General features: G+C 34.7%; 11 protein-coding genes. 3 read left to right on the top strand and 8 right to left on the bottom strand.

Annotated elements, in window-relative coordinates:
* Positions 1-9: 9 nt before the first annotated feature.
* On the bottom strand, positions 10-1,131 hold the full coding sequence (locus SM124_RS17750) for an NAD(P)/FAD-dependent oxidoreductase (protein WP_322447862.1): 1,122 nt from the start codon (positions 1,129-1,131) through the stop codon (positions 10-12).
* A 602-nt stretch (positions 1,132-1,733) separates the two neighbouring features.
* On the opposite strand from SM124_RS17750, the gene SM124_RS17745 reads away from it, so the two are divergent.
* The gene (locus SM124_RS17745) at positions 1,734-3,983 is read left to right on the top strand and encodes a phosphodiester glycosidase family protein (protein ID WP_322447861.1); all 2,250 of its coding nucleotides are present in this window, start codon (positions 1,734-1,736) and stop codon (positions 3,981-3,983) included.
* 290 nt (positions 3,984-4,273) lie between these two features.
* On the top strand, positions 4,274-5,497 hold the full coding sequence (locus SM124_RS17740; RefSeq protein ID WP_322447860.1) for a GGDEF domain-containing protein: 1,224 nt from the start codon (positions 4,274-4,276) through the stop codon (positions 5,495-5,497).
* 28 nt (positions 5,498-5,525) lie between these two features.
* On the opposite strand, the gene SM124_RS17735 is transcribed toward SM124_RS17740, so the two are convergent.
* From SM124_RS17735 to SM124_RS17715, 5 genes are all read right to left on the bottom strand, one after another.
* Positions 5,526-6,554 carry a VanW family protein gene (locus SM124_RS17735; protein WP_322447859.1) on the bottom strand — a complete coding sequence of 343 codons (1,029 nt, stop codon included), beginning with the start codon at positions 6,552-6,554 and terminating at the stop codon, positions 5,526-5,528.
* A 186-nt stretch (positions 6,555-6,740) separates the two neighbouring features.
* Complete coding sequence (locus tag SM124_RS17730) at positions 6,741-7,202, bottom strand: tetratricopeptide repeat protein (RefSeq protein WP_322447858.1); 462 nt, start codon at positions 7,200-7,202, stop codon at positions 6,741-6,743.
* Positions 7,203-7,302: 100 nt separating this feature from the next.
* Positions 7,303-8,127 (bottom strand): GNAT family N-acetyltransferase, encoded by an 825-nt coding sequence (locus tag SM124_RS17725; RefSeq protein WP_322447857.1) that lies wholly within the window; start codon positions 8,125-8,127, stop codon positions 7,303-7,305.
* Positions 8,128-8,272: 145 nt separating this feature from the next.
* A complete protein-coding gene (locus SM124_RS17720) occupies positions 8,273-13,624 on the bottom strand; it encodes an EAL domain-containing protein (protein ID WP_322447856.1) in 5,352 nt (1,783 codons plus the stop codon).
* Positions 13,625-13,963: 339 nt separating this feature from the next.
* Positions 13,964-17,053 (bottom strand): efflux RND transporter permease subunit, encoded by a 3,090-nt coding sequence (locus SM124_RS17715; protein ID WP_322447855.1) that lies wholly within the window; start codon positions 17,051-17,053, stop codon positions 13,964-13,966.
* Positions 17,054-17,145: 92 nt separating this feature from the next.
* On the opposite strand from SM124_RS17715, the gene SM124_RS17710 reads away from it, so the two are divergent.
* On the top strand, positions 17,146-17,997 hold the full coding sequence (locus SM124_RS17710) for a TetR/AcrR family transcriptional regulator (protein WP_322447854.1): 852 nt from the start codon (positions 17,146-17,148) through the stop codon (positions 17,995-17,997).
* A gap of 85 nt (positions 17,998-18,082) precedes the next feature.
* Here SM124_RS17710 and mscL read toward each other — a convergent pair whose 3' ends face one another.
* On the bottom strand, positions 18,083-18,496 hold the full coding sequence (gene mscL / locus SM124_RS17705) for a large-conductance mechanosensitive channel protein MscL (protein ID WP_322447853.1): 414 nt from the start codon (positions 18,494-18,496) through the stop codon (positions 18,083-18,085).
* A gap of 162 nt (positions 18,497-18,658) precedes the next feature.
* Positions 18,659-19,927, bottom strand: coding sequence for a mechanosensitive ion channel family protein (locus SM124_RS17700; RefSeq protein ID WP_322447852.1), 1,269 nt, complete (start codon positions 19,925-19,927; stop codon positions 18,659-18,661).
* Between the last annotated feature and the right edge of the window lie 128 nt (positions 19,928-20,055).

Genomic DNA, 20,055 nt, shown 5'->3' with positions numbered 1-20,055 from the left:
CTTTTTCTATTAGTCAGTACTTAGTGCCTCTTCCACATTATATCGACTAAGGTCCAACTCCATTGGTTGTCCAAGTACAAGTTTGGCCAGTTCCGCACCTATGTATGGCCCTGCTGTTAAACCCGAAGCTCCTAAGCCATTCGCAACAAATAAACCATTATAATTCGGGATGGCCCCAAAGACAGGGAGAAACCCAGGAGTAAAAGGTCTGAAACCAACTCTTGTTTCTAGCCATGTGCTGTCTGCTAATCCAGGGGCAACTTCAAGAGCCTTACTCAAAACCTCATTTATTCCTCCAGCTGTAATTCTCTTATCCCATCCAGCCTCATCTTCATGTGTCGCTCCTACAACCACCCTACCGTCCTCAAAAGACAATAGATACTGATTATTTGGCGGCATAACGACCGGCCAATCGCTTGTATCTGTCTCTTCTAGCCTAAGATGAACAATTTGTGCTTTTTGAGGGGTAACTTGAAATTTGAAACCTAATGGCTCCAGTAGTTCTCTTGACCAAGAACCTCCAGTAACAATGATCGTATCGGCTAACACTTCACTTCCAGCTACATTAACGCCTTCTATCGTGTTACCTTCTGTTAAAAGACTAGCTTCCCCTTCGATATAAGTTACCCCCAGTTTTTTAGCAGCATTGATTAAAGCATCCCTTAATGCCCTACCATTCACTCGGGCTCCTCCACTAATATAAACAGATCCAAATTCATCAGCTAAAGGTGGAAATAACTCTTTTGTCTCTTTAGGTGTAAGAATTTTTATTTCACCGATTTCCGGAGCATCTTCACGACGTTTCCTCGCCCGCTCTGCCATTTGCTCCAGTTTTTCCTCATTTGTATGTAAACTGATTGCTCCGACCTGCTTATAACCAGTATCTTTTTCTCCATCTTGCTCCAACTGTTTAATTAAGGTTGGGTAATAACGTGCCCCACCTTTTACTAATTCATACCAAGCTTTATTTCTCCGCTGTGAAATCCATGGACATACGATTCCTGCTGCAGCATCTGTCGCCTGGCCGATATCCTTTCGATCAATTAATGTAACTTCCACTCCTAATTTCACTAAATGATAGGCGGTTGAAGCTCCTAGTATCCCTGCTCCAATGACAATGACTTTTTTCATTAAATGCTCCTAACCTAAATATTTTCTAGCCTTATTTTACAAGACAATAACAACGGACTCAAATGGAGGAACTAACTGTTTTTTACTTATGGTCTGGGTAGCGATAACGACTTTTCTGGACATTTTTTGGAAAATTAAGTCGAAAGTGAGCTATTAATCTGTTAAAATTTAATATTATAGTTATTACTTGGATAAGTAGGGTTAGTTTAGTAGTTTTCAGGGGGCTGTTATAAGTAATTTCAATGATTTTGCTTGGTATATCATCGTTTTTTACGAATATATCATCGAATTTTTGAATATATCATCGATTTCACTGAGGATATCATCGTTTTTTTGAATATATCATCGATTTTACTGAGAATATCATCGATTTCCAATATATCATCGATTTCACTGAGGATATCATCGTTTTTTACGAATATATCATCGAATTCTCCAATATATCATCGATTCTTCGAGGAATATATCATTTTCTTAAATCAACCTGTGAAATCATAAAACCTCTCAGTCACCCTACTCTAGCAAACTACATACCAAAAAACCTTAACTCTTCAAATGAACGACTTAGTGAAACTTACAAACAATTTGGGAGGGAAAGTTAGATGAATTCTTTTAAAAAAGCAAATAGGTTATTAATCTTTACAATGATTTTTACATTAATCGCTTATTCACTACCTATTACTAGGGATGTTGCTTTAGCTTATGACTTAACAACATTTACAAAGAAAAATAAGAGTGAATATTACATTGGGCCAGGAGTGAAGCATTCTAGCTATAGCCTAGAGAATGAAGCAAGTATTCAAGCTGTCAATACATTAGAAGTAGATCCTTCTAATCCGCATATTAAACTACTAGTAGGTTCTCCAAGCAAAGTGTTAAGTTTGGATACCGTTAGAAACCAAGCCAAACAAGCCGATTATAAAAATCATCGAGTCATCGGGGCATTTAACGGCGATTTCTATAAAACTACTTCTCCTTATGCTGGTCAACCCATTGGGCTACAAATCACAAACGGAGAAATCATCTCAAGTCCTGTCAATACAAAAAGTGTTTTAACTATTAGCGAAGATGGTAGTGCAACCATTTTAGATTCAGTAAAAATGACCTCTAAAGTTGAGATAACTGGAGTTCGTGGCACCAAAACGCTAACCGGTATCAATAGAGGAAGAAATATTGAAACACAAATCAACAGCTTATTTTTATTTACAGATCGATTTAGTTCAACGACCAAAACTTCAGACAATGAACTAGAAATTTTATTACAACCAACAGAAAATCGAGTTTCCCCTAACGAGACACTAACCGCAACGGTTGAAGATTTTCTGACAACAAACAACTCACCAATTCCTGAGGGCAAATGGATATTAGCTGCTTCTGGTACACAAGCGGATTGGATTGATGAAAACTTAGACATCGGTAGTGAAATTAAATTTACGATTAATTATGGTGAGGAAATAGATAATGGGATTCATGCTATATCAGGTGGAGATTTAATTTTAAAAAATGGAAAGCAAACCTCCATTGCTGTGAACGATGCATCGGGGAGACATCCTAGAACTATGTTTTCCACAAAAGAAGGAAAGCTTTACATAACAACGTTTGATGGAAGACAACCCGGTTATAGTAATGGGGTTACCCTTTATGAAGGAGCGAAATATCTTTCTGATTTGGGAATGGAATCCGTTATTAATATGGATGGCGGTGGTTCAACTACTTACTCGATTCGACAACCAGGGGAACAAGGACTATCTATTCTAAATAGACCTTCTGATGGGTATGAGCGCAGAGTAGCTAACTCATTTTTAGTTGTCTCAACAGCACCTGTTTCTGAGCTAGCAACCATCATTCCAAATGTTAGTGATAGCATTAAAGTGCTAGCTAACTCAACCGTGCCTATCTCTGTAAAAGGATTGGACAAATACTACAATGGTGTGAATGTAAATGCGAACGACCTATCATGGTCAGCAAGTTCGGCAGTAGGAAAAATCGATAATAGCGGTCTGTTTACTGCAGGCTCACAAGCTGGGAAAGGGAAAATTACGATTAAGAGCGGGAAGGCCACTAAATCAATTAATGTTGAGGTAGTCGATTCACTAGCATCTATAACAATTTCCCCTAAAGACTTAGTTATTGTTCCTGGAAGCAAACAAACCTTTAAAGCAAAAGGCTATGACAGCAAAGGGAAAGAGATTTTCCTAACTCCACAAGCATTAACTTGGAAGACATCAGGAAGTATTGGAACGATTGATAAGAAAGGTACTTTATCTTCTGTATCTAAAATTAAAAAGGGTAAGGTAATCGTTTCTCAAGGTAAAACAAAGGCTGAGGCCATTGTATATGTCGGAAAATCTCCTACTACTATTGAAACTTTTACAAGTATTAAAGATATAAGTATTACTTCAGCTAGAGTAAAGAGCGCAAAGGGAACTAGAGTAACTAAGCCTAAGCCTGTTAAAGTAGGAAAATACGCTATGGCTCTTTCATACGATTTTACAGGAACAACGGGTACTTCCGCAGCCTATGTCAATTTTAACGATTCAAATGGAAAAATAGGTCGCCCGCTAGCATACAGACCGATGAAGCTTGAAATGTGGGTGTATGGAGATGCTAAAAAGCACTGGTTACGTGGAGTGATACAAGACGGGAATGGCAAACTTGTTACGTTAGATTTTACAGCTCAAGGGAAACTAGACTGGAAGGGTTGGAAAAAGGTTTCTGCGACGATTCCCGCAAACACACCAACGCCAATAAAGGTTAGACAAGTGTATGTCGTAGAAACGAACAATAACAACAAAAATAAAGGAACTCTTTACTTTGATCACATGAGGGCCATTTATACAGAGCTAAAATAAAAGGCTCTTTTCAAAATTACAATAACAGCCAAATAAAAATATTGACTACTTCCCATGATGTATTAAACTTAAGTTAATATGTCATGGGAAATTCTTGCTAGTTAAACACATAGCCATATTACCAATGCTATATTCTGAATATTCAACACAATCGTTAAGTGTAGGAATTTATTCCTCCCTTGTTTCATAGAATTTACAAAGCAAGCTTAACCTTTATACCCTTCAACTGTGGCTAGTACATTCTCTTTTATCTGAACATTTAGAATTGCAATACTAGAAGGAGCTCACGTATGGTAAAAGCCAGGATTTTTGATTTTTCCTTATTTTTCACAGCCGTCATTATAGCTTTTGTTTCTGGTTCAAACATAACAGATTTAAAAACTTATGGAATTGCTTTACTAATCTATTGGATTTTTTCTAGTTTGTATTATCCTTTGAGAATCGAGTACAAAAGTGGTAATACAAGTATAGACTATGGTATCAGCTACAGTTTATCCTTTGCCCTGTTTGCTGGACCACTAGGACTATTAATTTATGAGATAATGTATGGAATATCAGTCTATGTTTACAGAAGGTGGACAAATCGAGCTATTAAAGGTGACTTTTTAGACTCCTTTTACAATGTTGGATCATTTGTTTTAAGTAATACTATATGCTATTACCTATTCATTAATTTTAACCCTCTATTTAACACTATTCCTTATGGCTTTATGATTTTAATATTCCTGTTGGTAATAGTAAATTACTTTATTTCGAGTACTCTACTAGTTACCGTATTCTTTATTTTAGGTGAGATGAAAACCCTAAATGAAGCAATTAGTTTCTATAAGAACAGACCTTTCCTTGATACTGGAAAAATAGCTATTACTAATGGTCTTTTGTATTTGTTCCTACAACAAGGTCAATGGGAAATGCTTTTTAGTATGTTCTTACTCAATTATATTGTTAGTCGCTCATTCTACTCTAAAACTCAAAGCATACAAAACAAAATTGAACGAGACAAATTCGAACAAATGGCATATACCGACTTCTTAACAGGCGTTTCAAACCGTGCCTATATGGATAAGAAAATGGCTGAATTAAAGAATAGCTCTAAAAGTATCGGAATTGTAGTAACTGATATTGATAAATTTAAAAAGATTAACGATACTTACAACCATGCTATCGGAGACCAAGTGATTAAGCATTTCGCTACTACCTTAAAGAACAACTTAACGGATAAGGATATTCTATTTAGAAGTGGTGGCGAAGAATTTACTATTTTTCTACGAGAAAAAAGTCCTGAAGAATGTGAAAGTTTAATTGAATCTATCAGACAACGTTTAGAAGAACAGTTAGTAGAAGTTGAATTCAACACCTATAATCTTTCTATTAGTTATACAGCTTCATTTGGATTATACTATCATGAATCTAAGGACCAAGTTTCTCTTGAAAAAGCATATATATTTGCAGACCAGCTGATGCTGCAATCGAAGCAAGTTGGAAGAAACAAACTAACGGTAAGTACTAGATAACGAAAAAACACTCATTCGAGTGTTTTTTCTAGTTTTTCAGTTGCTTTTTATATGCCTTTGAAGTTCTAATCTCTACTGTTAAAGAACCATTTTTTGTAGTTGCTTTCACAAGCAATGGTACTCCTGTTGTATTCTCAAACCTAAAGTCTACCCCGCCATAGGATACAGTAGCGTCTCTTCCTTTTGGAACGTATCCAACATTAACAGAATGATTATGGTGTTCGACGTATTTTACACCTAGTTTATCAATCGCATTGTAAAGTGTGGAGGAGGTTTGACAGATTCCTCCGCCTACTCCCATTACTAATTTTCCGTTAACCGCTTCTTCCGCTTCTTGATATCCATGTGCTTTATCACTTGGTCCAACCGTCGTGTTAAAAGAAAATATATCCCCCGTTCCAAGAATGACGTTATTTATTGCCTCTGCAGATAACTCAATATTCTTGGACCTTCCTGCTACATTCGTATTGTAGTAAGTTGTGTAAGTGGCCACCACGGCTTCTCCTAATGTAGGGACATCTTCTGGCTTATAGCCACTTTCCGTTTTATAGAGAGGCAGCTCTACCGTTCCACCTTTCTCAGATGCTTCGACCACTCGTTCTAATAACTCTGTTTCTTCTAATATTACTCTAGGATTTCCCTTAATCACTTGACCGTCTTTTCCTATTCGATCAGGAATCATTCTTTGGTCGTATCCCTCTTCTTGTTCTGTCCCTCGCGCAATCTCCTTAGCCCAAGTTTTAATTTCTTTTTCAAACTCACTATCCTTCGTTCCATAACCCAACTCTAGAGGAGTAAATGTTTTTATAACCTCTTTTGTTTCTGGGTGTACTATTTCAACAGTAATTGGCTTCTGTTCTTCCTCTTCTTTTTTCTTTTCTGCTTCTTCCTGTTCTCGTTCCTTTTCTTCTTTTTCATAAGCCGCAATCTGTTTTTCTAACTCTGCAACTCTCTCCTCTAATTCTTTTTCTCTAGTAGAGGTTTGTTCTGAACACCCTGCTAATCCCACTAAACTGACAGCTAGCAACATTGAAATTCCCCAGTTTAACTTCCCCATTTTTCTCCCAACTTTTCTTATATTTTCAGGGCTTCAATCCCCAAATTTTTACACTCTAAATCATATTCATTTCCTTCATGTATATGACACGATATAAGCCCATATTTTCTAGATTGGGGATAAAGTTTTAGGGAAATTCAATAAAAAATGCTACAGCATGAAAACTGTAGCATTTTACTCATTATTTTAGGCAATCTCATCTAAGTCTTTTATTAACATTTTCTTACTGTCTTCCACGACTACCTTCTTTGCATATTCATATGCTGTTTGTTTTGCCAGCTCTGCTTTTGAAAGGTTTCCTTGGACATGAAAAGCTCTAGCTAATGCTTCATAAGCATAACCAATATAGAATGGTTTGAGTTCTGCCTTTTCACTAATGGAAACACAACGTTCTGCATATTTTAAAGCGTTTGTCCCTTCTCCAATCGATGCATATACTCTGGATAATTGCCAATATCCTATAGAGAGGTTCTGTTCAGTACAGTCATGACTTTGAGTCCAGTGCCAGAAAGAACTATGACATAAATGTACCATCTTTTCATTTTGTTCTTCCGACCGATTTGGAATGTCTAATAAGTCCCAGACTTTGTTAAAGGTTGAAGCAGCTAGCCCTCGGTGGCTAAAGCTTTGATCTGTTTTAGTACCCATTATAAACTTCCTTTCTAATAGAGAATCTTAGCTCTATTATAGCATCTATAACAATTATCCTTTTCCTTCAATCACTATTATTCTAGTGTGTATAGGGTAACTATTTTAGTGAAAACTCATACCCAACATAATTAAACGAGTTCGTAAATCCTAACCCTTCTGCTAGGGCGACAGATGGTTTGTTTCCTTCCATGCAGTCCCAGTATGGAGTTAATTTATGTTCTAGGCATTCTCTAACAAAATAGTGTGCGACCTTTTGAGCAAGTTTCTTACCTCTATGGTCTTTCAATGTCTCTATGTCTACACAATGATATTGTTCATAAATTAAGGCTGAGAAACATACACTGACAACTTTATTTTCATACATAGCGCAAAACCCCTTACCTTTATCGAAAAAGTCCTCTGGGTTTGGCCAGAAATCATGAAGCTTAGCATGCAAAAACTCGAGGTTGATTATAGATTGATCATAATATAATTCTCGAGTAATTCTTTTAATCTCGTAGTTCGCTTCAATGTCTTTCTCATTTTGTAGTTGATAATTTTTCTCCTCTAAAGTAAAAACCTTTTGATTCCAACTACCTAATGTTTTATGGGCAAATACCTCTTTAATGGTTACATACCATCCCGGATGATTACTTATACCTTCAAACCATTCTAAGTTCATTTCCCTTGCCTGAGGTGCAATCACTGTTTCAATCAGTTGATTTAAATTTTTGTTAAACTCTTCATTGTTCTCATCTCCAATAAAATAGAAACCATCGTTATTCCCTTGCCATATAAGCCCTGACTTCGGTGAGTCAACATTATCAACAAAGATTCTTCCTGGACTATTTCCATCCACAATGGCTTTAACCTCTGCTTGACCGTTTACATTTATAATTGGTTTACATTTATAGTACTCTTCCTTTTTTAATTCAGTAATCATTATATATAATCCTCCAGCTTTTACTTATGAGTATCGCTTTAATATTCTATTTATTGGTTAATATACCCTTTAATACACTCTCATTCTAGTAAAAAAAAGGAGACTATGGCAGAAATGCTACCTAGTCTCCACTATCACTTTGCATTTATATTTCCCAAGAACAAATAATCTGATCTTTTCCGTTTCGTTTTGCTTCAAGCTCTGCATAATCTGCTTTCTTAATTAATTCAAGATGATCTTTTACTTGGTCTAGTTTAAAGCAAGAGATTCCAATACTAGCAGAAACTTTATAATGATTTTGAAGGACTCCTAAATTTCTAAATACCCCTAATATCCTTTCAGCAACCTCTTTTGCCTCTGTACCACTCGTATTAGGCAATATAACGATAAATTCTTCTCCACCATACCTACCTGCAATATCCGTTCTTCTTATTGAGTTCTGTAAGGATTCACATACTCTTTTTAGTACAGAATCTCCTTCCTGATGCCCAAAAGTATTATTGATAAACCTAAAATTGTCTAAGTCTATCATTAAGAATGAGAGGTCATGTTTATATCTAATGCATTTACTGAATTCCTCTTCTAACCGTTTCATAAAATAATTTCTTTTATATAAACCTGTTAAATCGTCCGTTATTAATGTTTGATATAAAACATTATTCTCAATTTGACTTGATATCGCTTCAAATAAGTCTGTGATAAATTTTTTGTCTTGAGAGCTAAATTCATTAAAGTTATAGTTCTCTAAGGAAACGAGTGCAATTACCTCTTCTGTCTCTTTAGAACAGATTGGTAAAATATAATAGTTCGATGAGGTCCCTTGAACCATTTTAGGAGTATTCATTTTTACTTTGAGTATTTCCTCTAACTCTTCATTTTCCTCTTCATGCACTTGAAGCTGGTCATTAAGAGTGATTCTATTATTATAAGAATAATGCGATTGAATGATCTTCATATGAAATTGATCAAATAACAAGTTTTCAAATAGGATAGCCGCGATACTTTTTGATAATGTATAAATATCAAAAGTTGACTTAATACGTTTCATACTATCAAGCAGCAGCTCGTTATACACTATTTTTTCAATCATATCATTATTCTCTTTATTAACTTGGTCAAATATTTCTATAACCTTACTTTGCTTCTTCTCTATATTCTTTTGTTCTAAAGGAAGTAGGCTTGAGCTTAATTCACCTAAACTACTAATAAATGTTGTTTTAACACTATCCTTAATTCTTAAATTAAATTCATATACTTCTTTTAAGTTCTTTTGCTGATTATACTTCCTCATCCACTTTAAAGACTTCTGTAAGTATAGATTACACTCAATGAATTCATTCTTTTCTAATAATATTTTTGCTTTAAGAAAATGAAACTTTCCTAATGCTCCGTAGTACGAGCTTTCCATAATAATGGTATATAATTGGTTAGCCATTTCATAGCTTTCATCCAACTGATTTAATTTAATAAGAGCCTCTATAAGCATTAGATGTGCTGCTATTCGGTTAGTAATAGAAATGGAAGGGATATTGATTAATTGAGTTAGATCATCTCTTACTAGTTCGAAACGTTCATATAAAAAGTTATACTTACTTTTAATTAATAGTTTTTCATTTTCAAGTCCGCGTCTGCCACATATATGGTTAATTACTGGCCAAAGTCTCTTAGCCTTTTTTCTATTTTTCTGCTCAATAATGACGGTGAACAATAAAATATAGGCCTCATCTCTTTCTTGAAGTTGACCATTTCTTTTTGCTATTAGTAAGGCTTCCTTCAAATATTGCTCTGCCTTAATATATTGACCCATTTCTCTCTGATAAGATGCCTTTCCCATCATTAATGTGATTTTTTTGTAGCCTTCATTAGCCGAAATTCTATCAGCATTTTCTATAAACTTATTTGCTTGATAAAAATCTCCTAAGCTTATATAACAATCTATTAAATTTATGGAAGCAGTTAATTCGTTACTTACATTCCCCATTACTTGAGAGCTACTGAATGATTTCAAAAAGTAATCTTTTGCTTTTTGCATATCCTTAGTTAACTCATATATCCCGAGTAAATTATAGGCACTAGTTTGATAAGTTTTTAAATTATACTTTTCAGCCAGTGATAATACTTCATACAGAAGATAAATGAATTTATTCGTTTTTTCATCCTCGTAAGGTATATATGACAAAAGAACATATAAGTTGTATAACCATTTAACATATTTCCTAGGTTTTAATTTACTTTTTAAAAGCCCTCTGTTTTCCTCATAAAAAGCAAATAACTCATATAACTTCTCATACTTTCCTTCTTGCATATAATAAAAACCAATGACAATTCTGCTTTCAACTTGTACAGAAAGGGAATTATTTTTATCTTTTATTCCTTTTTCAAATACTGAAATATATGGTTCTAGTAAATTGGTTTGATGTGTATTTAAACAGTCTACTGCAAAATTATTTAATGCTTTAAGCGAGCCTGTTTTTTCAAAAATTTGGAGGTTTAACCTCAAGCAGTCTTTTGTCCCTCCAATTTTATCTAGAATTTTTGCCTGAAGTTTTAAATAAGTGAATGGTATCTCTTTATTAATAAAACTAATATAGATCACAGATGCCTTTTCAAATGTATCTAATGCATCTTGATACATTTGATTTCGATAGCACAGCCTTGCATCACAAATATAATAAGCAACTGCCCTCTTCCAGTCCTTCCCTTTCTCAAAAAGATAAGCGAGTTCGCTTAATTCTTTTACACCTTCTGCTAAGAGTGACTCTGCTAAGTTTATGTGTAATTGAGCTATCTCCTCTTTAGGAATCGTTTGATATACTCGTTTCTTTTCCTCCATTGACGGGAATTGATAGTGAGTCATCATTTCTAACAAGATCCCTTTTGTTTCAAGCATATTAATAATTGTTAATAAATCTGAGTAATCATCTATACAACAAACCCTTTGTAATGCCTTAAATACCGCCTCTTCCTTATTCAAGAACGACCGGAAAAGGGAAATCACATTACAAACTTTTCTAGATAATGGATCTAGTTGTTCAATATGATAATGAAATAATGTAAGATCTGAGAATGGTACCTCGAGATTAGATGGACTGACAGACAATCTCCACTTAAAATCTTCTAAATAGATTTGCTTTGTGTCAGCTAAATAATCTAAGATATAAAATGCTCTCTCTAACAGCCCTTTAGAATGAAAGTCTATCCAAGTAACAAATTCTGTATCAATAAAGTCGTTGGACCCTAGCTTTGTATCCAAACATTGAATTAACTCATCCTTTGAAAGAGGAGCAAGATCTAGTATATTCGTAACCCATTCTTTCATTAATATGGTCTCACTAGGTTTTGAGATAGCTATTATCCCTATTTTCCCTTTTGAAGATGCTAGTATATGATTGAAGATGCTGTTTGATATTTCATCAACTTTATGAGCATCATAAATCTCCAAAACAATCGGATTGTTAGAAGTATTGAGGTACTCTAAAAGAAAACCCTGTAAGACTCCCTTTATACATCCATTAAAGTTCTTATTAGTAAGAGTAAATTCCTTTTCATACTTTCTTTTAATACTTGGGAATATGGAGGATAATGTAGGCAAGTAAGACTTCGCCATTTTCCTCTTTTCTTCGGAATTTAAAGAGTAAACTAAACATTTTGCTACAATTTCTTCGATTGCACTTAGAGAGGCTCCTTTTGCCGTCCCACTTAAATAACCAATATTACTGTATGTGCCGCTAACCTCATAAATCAACCGTCTTCTACCTAGTCCCTCTTGTCCCATAATTAACATAGATGGTTTACTTCCATTAATGACTTTTTGATAAAAACTCTCTACTTCTTCTACCTCTTTTTTTCTGCCAATAAATTCTGAGTAGAAAAGGTGAACGGATCCGTAGTTTTTTTCTATTTTCACATCACTATTAGAATTCCCCATTAACAGATGAAGCTCTTTTAGCATTTGTTTTATCCATTGATATCGCTTTGACGGCTTATGATGGAGCATCTTTAAAATAATTCTATCTAATTGATCTGGTATTCTCTTATCGTAATCAGAAGGTGTCAGGCTTTCTTTAACCGGCTCTTTACTCCCTATCAGTAAAAGTAAAAATGTGTAACCTAGATTATATATGTCAGACCTTGAATCAATCGGATGCATCTTAAGTAGTTCGGGCGCAAAGAAAGGATTTTCTTCCACACTAATAGCATTAAGCAATTGTATGGTCGAAGGAAATAGCATAGTCATTAACTTTATTTCATTCGTCGGAAGGACCCAAATATATTCCGGTATTAGTGAACCATGCCACATTAACCTAGAATGAAGTTCATCGGTCGCTTCTGTGATTCTTAACATTAAGTTAATTTTCTGGTCATATGTGCCTTCCGTTAGGTAAACTGATAGCGGTTTCATTTCTTTAAAATATTCATATATGATAAATAGTTCATCATCTGTACGAATCAAGTCTATTAGTCTAAGCATAGACGGACAGGTGGATAATTTATTTGCCTTATTGTGAATATGCCCCTCTTCAATAAAAGTGGCCATCTGTCCCGAAATCTTCAAGACAATAACATCCATATCTTTATAAGGTATATACCCCTTATAAATTTCACCGTAATAACCTTTTTCAACCAATAGCTCTTGTAAGATAAAAGAATGACCCATATCATGATTAGGTACTTCAATCTTCTTTTGACTACATTCTTTCTTCTTTTTAATATGATTGCTTGACTGAATTAACAAGTTTTCAAACTCTGCCTTTGCTAAAGGTGGGCTATAGTAAAAGCCTTGATATTGATGACAATCTACATCTTTAAGTACTTTTAGTTGCTCCTCATTTTCTACACCTTCTGCCACTATATTTAGCTGCAAAGACTTCGCAATTTGAATAATACCTTTGATGATGTTTTGGTGATTTAATTCTGTTTCTACCTCACTAATAAAGGACTTGTCTAGCTTTAAAGTATGAATAGGTAAATCCTTAAGTGAAGATAACGAGGAATAGCCAACGCCAAAGTCATCAAGCGCAATTCGAACTCCCATACGGTTCATAGCAAAAAGCTGGCTCTTGATACTCAATAAGTTTTGAATCATGACACTTTCAGTTAATTCAAATTCGACTAACTTAGGAGCAATAGAATATTTTTCTATCATCATTTGAATAAAATGGATTAACTCGGGGTCTTCAAATTGAATTAATGATAGATTAATAGCCATACTTAATGGCTTAGATAGGGATTCATTCCATAACCTTAATTGCTTAAAAGTGTGTTCAATGACCCACTTTCCTAACGGAATAATAAATCTCGTTTTCTCCGCTAGTGGAATAAACTGAACGGGTGAAATCCAACCATGCTCCGGATGCTTCCATCTTAACAATGCTTCTACCCCAGAAATATTTCCTGTCTGAATATTTACTTTAGGCTGATAATGTAATGAGAAATTTTCAAAATTATTTTCTTTTAGAAGCTCTTCCTCCAAATTGATGTTTAGATTAGTAACCACGATAAGTTTCACTCCTTTTGATGGTTTACTTTGTTTATACGCATTGTTTTTAATTTATTGGATTCAGTTATCTTTTCGAAATGAGTGTAAAAACTGTTTTTATGTGAAATTATTTATACAGTTGTTTTTCAGAAGGAGAATGAAAGAAGGTGATTCTTTTTTACTATTTAAAGTATTTTTATAATATAAATTACCTATTTTCTATATTATGTACAAAATGTGAATAAAAAGGAAGAGAATTTGCTAAAATTGTCGAAAAAAGGAAGAGGGAAAGCTAATTGTTGGATGATACAAAACAGCAAAAAGGTGCCCCGAAAATGATCGAGACACCTTCTTCTATTAATCTTCTACAATCTCTTTACGATTTTTCTTCAACATCTTTGAGAAAATTTCATAAACAATTGGTACGATAACAAGCGTTAATAAGGTTGAACTTAATAGTCCACCAATTACAGTAATCGCAAGGTCTGCTGACATAAGACCTCCGCCACCACCAACACCAAGTGCCATTGGAAGCATTGCACCGATAGTTGCGATTGCCGTCATTAAGATCGGACGTAAACGAGTGGCACCTGCTTCAAGAATAGCTTCTCGCATCGATAAACCATCACGTTCCATATGAATAATTCGGTCTACTAGTACGATTGCATTTGTTACAACAATCCCAATCAACATTAATAGACCCATCATTACTTGTACTGAAATTGTGTGATCGGTAATAAATAATCCTACAAATGAACCGATTACCGTAAATGGTAAAGAGAATAGGATAGCAAATGGTGCTAAACCTTCACCAAACGTAACTACTAAAATAAAGTACACAATTAAAATCGCTGCAAGCATGGCAATTCCTAATTGAGTGAATGTTTCAACCATATCGGCTGTAACTCCAGTAACACTAGTGGTTACTCCTTTAGGTAAATCAAGGTCTTTTACTTTCTCATCCACTTCAGAAGATGCTACCGAGATATCATCTCCAACAATCGTACCTGAAACGGTTGCATTGTATTCTCCAGCAGAACGAGTTAGTGTATTTAACGTTGTTCCTTCTTTTACAGTCACTAATTCAGACAACGGAACCGTAGTCCCTAGAGCTGTTTGAATTTCTGTTTTTAATAAATCCTTAACTGATTTTGGAGCTGTCTTTGCATCTCGTTGAATAACAACCTCAATTTCATCCCCATCATTTTCAAGTGTTGTTAACACTTCTTTAGCTCCAGAATTGGATAAGGCCATAACAATTTGTGCTGTAGTTAAACCATATTTAATTACATGATCTTGTGAAACTTCAAAGACATTTTCAACATATGGATCTTCAGCATCCGATTTTACATCTTTTAAGTTTTTAACCTCTTTAAATGCACCTTCAACTTGCTTTACTGCCTTCATTAAATCATTTAAATCTTCGCTATAAAGAGTATAGCTCACTTCGTTTGAAGACATAGAAGATGCACTAAAGTTTTGAGTTTTCCACTCACCTGACTGACCAATGTTAAATATATACTCTTCCACTTCTTCTCTAGCTTCAGGGAAGTCATCCATTTCTGGGTCAAAGATTAAGTACATTAATGCACCGCCTCCGCCACCCATCATCATAGCAGAAGGATCAATATTTTCAGGATCCGTAATAGATAATTGAACAATATCAATATCTTCACGTTTTAATAGTTCTTTTTCAACTTCTTCGATATTAGCTTCCGTCTCTTCTTTTAACTCTCCTGCCTTTGGAGTATAGGTCAAGTACATAACCTTCTCTTCTGAAGAGCCCATGAAACTAAATCCGATTAGAGGAGTTAAAGCAAGTGAACCAACTAATAAAACAATCGCAATCAATGAAGTAATAATTTTATGATTTAACGCTTTTTCTAGAACACCCTTATACCATAGTGATAGTTTGCCAACTTCTTTATGGCTTTTCTCTGTTTTCTCTCCATAAAGGTTCTTACGGAACAAGAAATGTGAAAGCGCTGGTACGATTGAAATCGCTACAAGTAATGAAGCACCTAGTGCAAATGACATCGTCAACGCAAACGGCATGAACAATTCACCAACCATACCGCCTACAAAAATAAGTGGTGCGAATACGGCAACGGTTACTAATGTAGAAGAAAGGATTGGTTTAAACATTTCAATGGTGGCTTCACGAATTAATGCTCTCCCACGGAGCTTTTCTTCTTTTAAATACATACGTCGATAAATATTTTCTACTACTACAATTGAATCATCAATTACACGACCGATGGCAACCGTAATCGCCCCTAAGGTCATAATATTTAACGTTATATCCATCCAGTTTAATAAAAGTAAAGCCATAAAGATGGAAACTGGAATCGAAATGATTGATATAATAGTAGATTTAAAGTCTCGTAGGAACAACAGAATAATAATAATCGCGAATAAACCACCGAATAAGGCTTTTTCAAGCATTGAAAACACTGAGTCTTCAATTGGTTTACCTTGGTCTAAGGATATGTCAACCTGTAATCCATCGATTGCAGCTTCTTGTTCCTCTAGTAAATCTTTAACAGCATTTACAACTGTTACAGTGTTGGCCTCTTGACCTTTTACGATTTGGATTGAAATCGCATCTTCCCCGTTTGTACGAGAAACAGATTGAACTTTACCAACCAATTCAACTTTTGCAATGTCACCAAGTTTGACAAACGGTACTGGATTTTCAGCTGTAGGTGTGACAGGAATTAAAATTTCTTTTAATTGCTTAACCGTTTTTACATCACCATCAACTCCTACGGCTTCTTCTCCTTTGTCAAATTCATAAAGACCTAAAGATAAAGCCATATCACTTCCTTGAACCATTTGTTTCACTGTTTCTTCTGTTAATCCAAGGGAAGCCATTTTTTCTTCATCAAATTTAAATTCAACTTGTTCAATATGTTGACCTGTAATCGTAGCTGAAGCAACACCATCAATCTTTTCAATCTTAGGTAATAAAAGATCTTCAACTGTTGATGTTAGTTCAACAATATCTTCTTTCGAACTACTCACCGAAAGAGCAACAACTGGCATCATGTTCATGCTGATGGCCATGATGGTAGGCTTTTCAACCGCTTCTGGTAATTTCACATTGTCAATTGCTGATTCTAACTGACGTTTTTTCTCATCCATATCAATACCGTATTCATATTCGATTTGAATTTGGGATACGTTTGAGGAAGAGTTTGAATACAATTTCTTTACATCTTCTAGACCTTCAATTGCTTTTTCCAGCGGAATGGACACTTCATCCATGACACGCTCAGGAGTAGCACCAGGATATACACCCATTACGATTAAATAAGGAATGGATATATCAGGAATGGACTCCATTTTCATTCGCGTACCTGAATAAATACCTGAAACCGTAACAATAATGGTAAGTAACCATACAGCCAGTTTATTTTTCAAGACAAAATTAACTAAACCTTTCACTATTACACCTACCCTAAATTGACTTATATCTTACATTTTTTTATAATAATGACTAATCGGTCAAATGTCAATCAAATAGGAGGAGTGTCACTATGTCTAAAAAACTTCTCATAATGGAAAAATCAATAGAATTATTTGCTGAGAATGGCTTTGAATCAACTTCAGTTCAGCAAATCACGGAACGGTGTGGCATTTCAAAAGGGGCTTTTTACCTTTACTTTAAATCTAAAGAAGAGTTGATTACTAGTTTAATCGACCATTTTATGAGTAGTATCATATCTGATATTGAACAGTCAGTCAGAAATGAAACACAGACAGACAAATTATTATATAACTTACTGGATGTTTTATTTAGCACATTTCAAAAGCAGACCAATTTCACAAAGTTTTTTATAAAAGAACAAGTACTTACCTTTAATCAGGATTTATTTGCTCAATTACAAATGTACACAACTATTGTAAACAAGACTGTCCTTTCCATCATCCAAAAGCAGTTTGCATACACTCGTCAAGAAATGCATCTTGACCTACTGTTTACCATTAATGGATTCATAAAGAGTTACTTAGAATTATTCTTTATAGATGACTATGAAATCGACGTGGATCAATTATGTAAGGCAATTGTAGAAAAGGTCAATATTATAGCCGAACACTCAACTATTCCATTTATAACTCCAGAATACTTAATCAAAACTAAGATGCAGAGTGCTATTTCGAAAGAACAGGTCATGAATTTATTAAAAGAAGCAATGGATGAAATACAAGAAGATGTAATCATCCTAGATTCATTAACTTTGTTATTGGATGATTTAACTAACCCCACGTTAAGTGAGGCTATTAGACAAGGGTTATTAAACAATCTTCGAACAAATAACTCTTGTAGATGGGTAGCTTACATTTATGATTTATATATTAAGGAATCATCTAGTGCAGGAAAAAATTGAGGAAATAAATTAGAGGATTGGAACTCACCTGTTCGAGTATTTAATAGTGAGTTCCTTTTTTCATCAATACATATTGTCAAATAATCTACGACTTATAATTTTCTGTTTCTTTCTGTTTTAGAATATCTCTTATTTCCGCTAGCAAAATTTCCTCTTTTGATGGAGTTGGTGGTTCTGCTGGTTTAGTTTCTTCTTCTTTCTTCTTAAAGGAGTTAATTGCTTTTATAAAAATAAATATTGAAAAAGCAATGATGATAAAGTCAAATGTAGTTTGTATAAACTGCCCATATTTTAAAACTACTGGCTCTTCTCCTTCTCTACTATAAACATACTGTAGAGTAGTAAAATTAACTCCACCCACTAAGAGTCCTAGGAGAGGCATAATGATATCGTTTACTAAAGAAGTGACAATCTTGCCAAAAGCACCTCCAATAACCACTCCGACTGCCAAATCTAATACATTACCTTTTAGTGCAAATTTCTTAAATTCGTTTAACATGAACTGTTCTCCTAACCATGAATTTATTTGTTTTTTAAAACATTTTTCAACTATCATTATTTCTTAAAAATTATGTTCTCAAAAAGGAGTTCCTATCAATTGAATTAGAAAAAACCGACTGTGTTATTTAAAACAGTCGGCTTTTGTTTCGAGATTCTTCATTCAATAGCTTCTGTCACCAACCAAGGATTTTTTGTTCGATTCTCCTGCCAAGTTTCTTAAGTCAGCCCCAGATGGATTTTGGAACACTCTAAGTCCAAACTCAGGTGCAACCGCAAATAGATGGTCAAAAATATCAGATTGAACAGATTCATACACTGCCCACTGTACGTCATTGGTAAACGCATATATTTCAAGAGGCAATCCGTGTTCATCATGGTCCAGCTGTCTCACGATTAAGGACATATCCTGATTGATACCAGGATGATTTTTCAGATAATTGTAGATGTAAGCCCTAAACACTCCGATATTCGTAAGAGCTCTTCCATTCACAGGATTGTTCCTATCTATTTCGTTTTTGACATTGTACTCAGTAATTTCCTTTTCCTTTTGAATAATGTAATCTGTAAGGTAATGCACTTTTATAAATTTCTCAATCATTTCCTCGGTGCAAAACGTAATACTACTGGTATCGACGAACAGAGAGCGCTTGATTCGTCTGCCGCCTGAGCTTTGCATCCCTCTCCAGTTAATAAATGAATCAGAAATAAGGGCATAGCTTGGGATCATCGTGATCGTTTTGTCAAAGTTTTGGACCTTTACAGTATTTAACGAAATATCGATCACGTCACCATCTGCTCCATACTTCGGCATTTCAATCCAGTCCCCAACTCGAACCATATCATTGGCTGTTAACTGAATTCCTGCCACTAGTCCTAATAACGAATCTTTAAATACTAACAACAAAACGGCCGAGAGAGCACCAATCCCACTTAATAGAAGAAGAGGACTCTTACCTATTAAGTTGGAGATGACTAAAATAAACCCGATAATCATGATAATAATGTTAACCACTTGAATATATCCTTTAATAGGCTTAACTCTAGATATTTCAAAGGTTTGATAAACATCATTTAATCCATTCAGTAAACTTTGTATAAACACTAACCCTACAATGATCGTATAAACAATAGCCAAATTCTCAATGGTTGATTGATAGGCTGGAAAAGTTGAAGCAAATGAATAAATAATGATCGAAGGAACAATATGGGATAACTTACGGAAAATTTTTCTTTCCAGGATGATGTGACCCCATTTGACTTTGGAGTTTGTAACGATACGAGTAATAATCCTAATTACGATGTACTTTGAAATAAAATTGGCTACGATACAGATAAGCCCTATTAGTAGAACCTTGATTATAATGGATAGATATTCTACCGTTAACGGATCTAATTCCATATCCAAAAGTAAATGATTAATGAATTGCATTTGTTCTCCTCCGTTTAACTTTGCATCATAAGCAACTCTACGAGGAAAGTATCTCCACTGTCAATTCAATATCGCAAAAATGGTGCCTTAGCCCTTCAGTTATAACGCTTTCAGATTACTTGCGTTAG

Source organism: Robertmurraya mangrovi, assembly GCF_034427655.1.
In the GTDB taxonomy this organism is placed as follows: Bacteria; Bacillota; Bacilli; order Bacillales; family Cytobacillaceae; genus Robertmurraya_A; species Robertmurraya_A mangrovi.
Note: the sequence above shows the minus strand (reverse complement) of the source record. Positions and strands in the feature narration are given on the sequence as shown.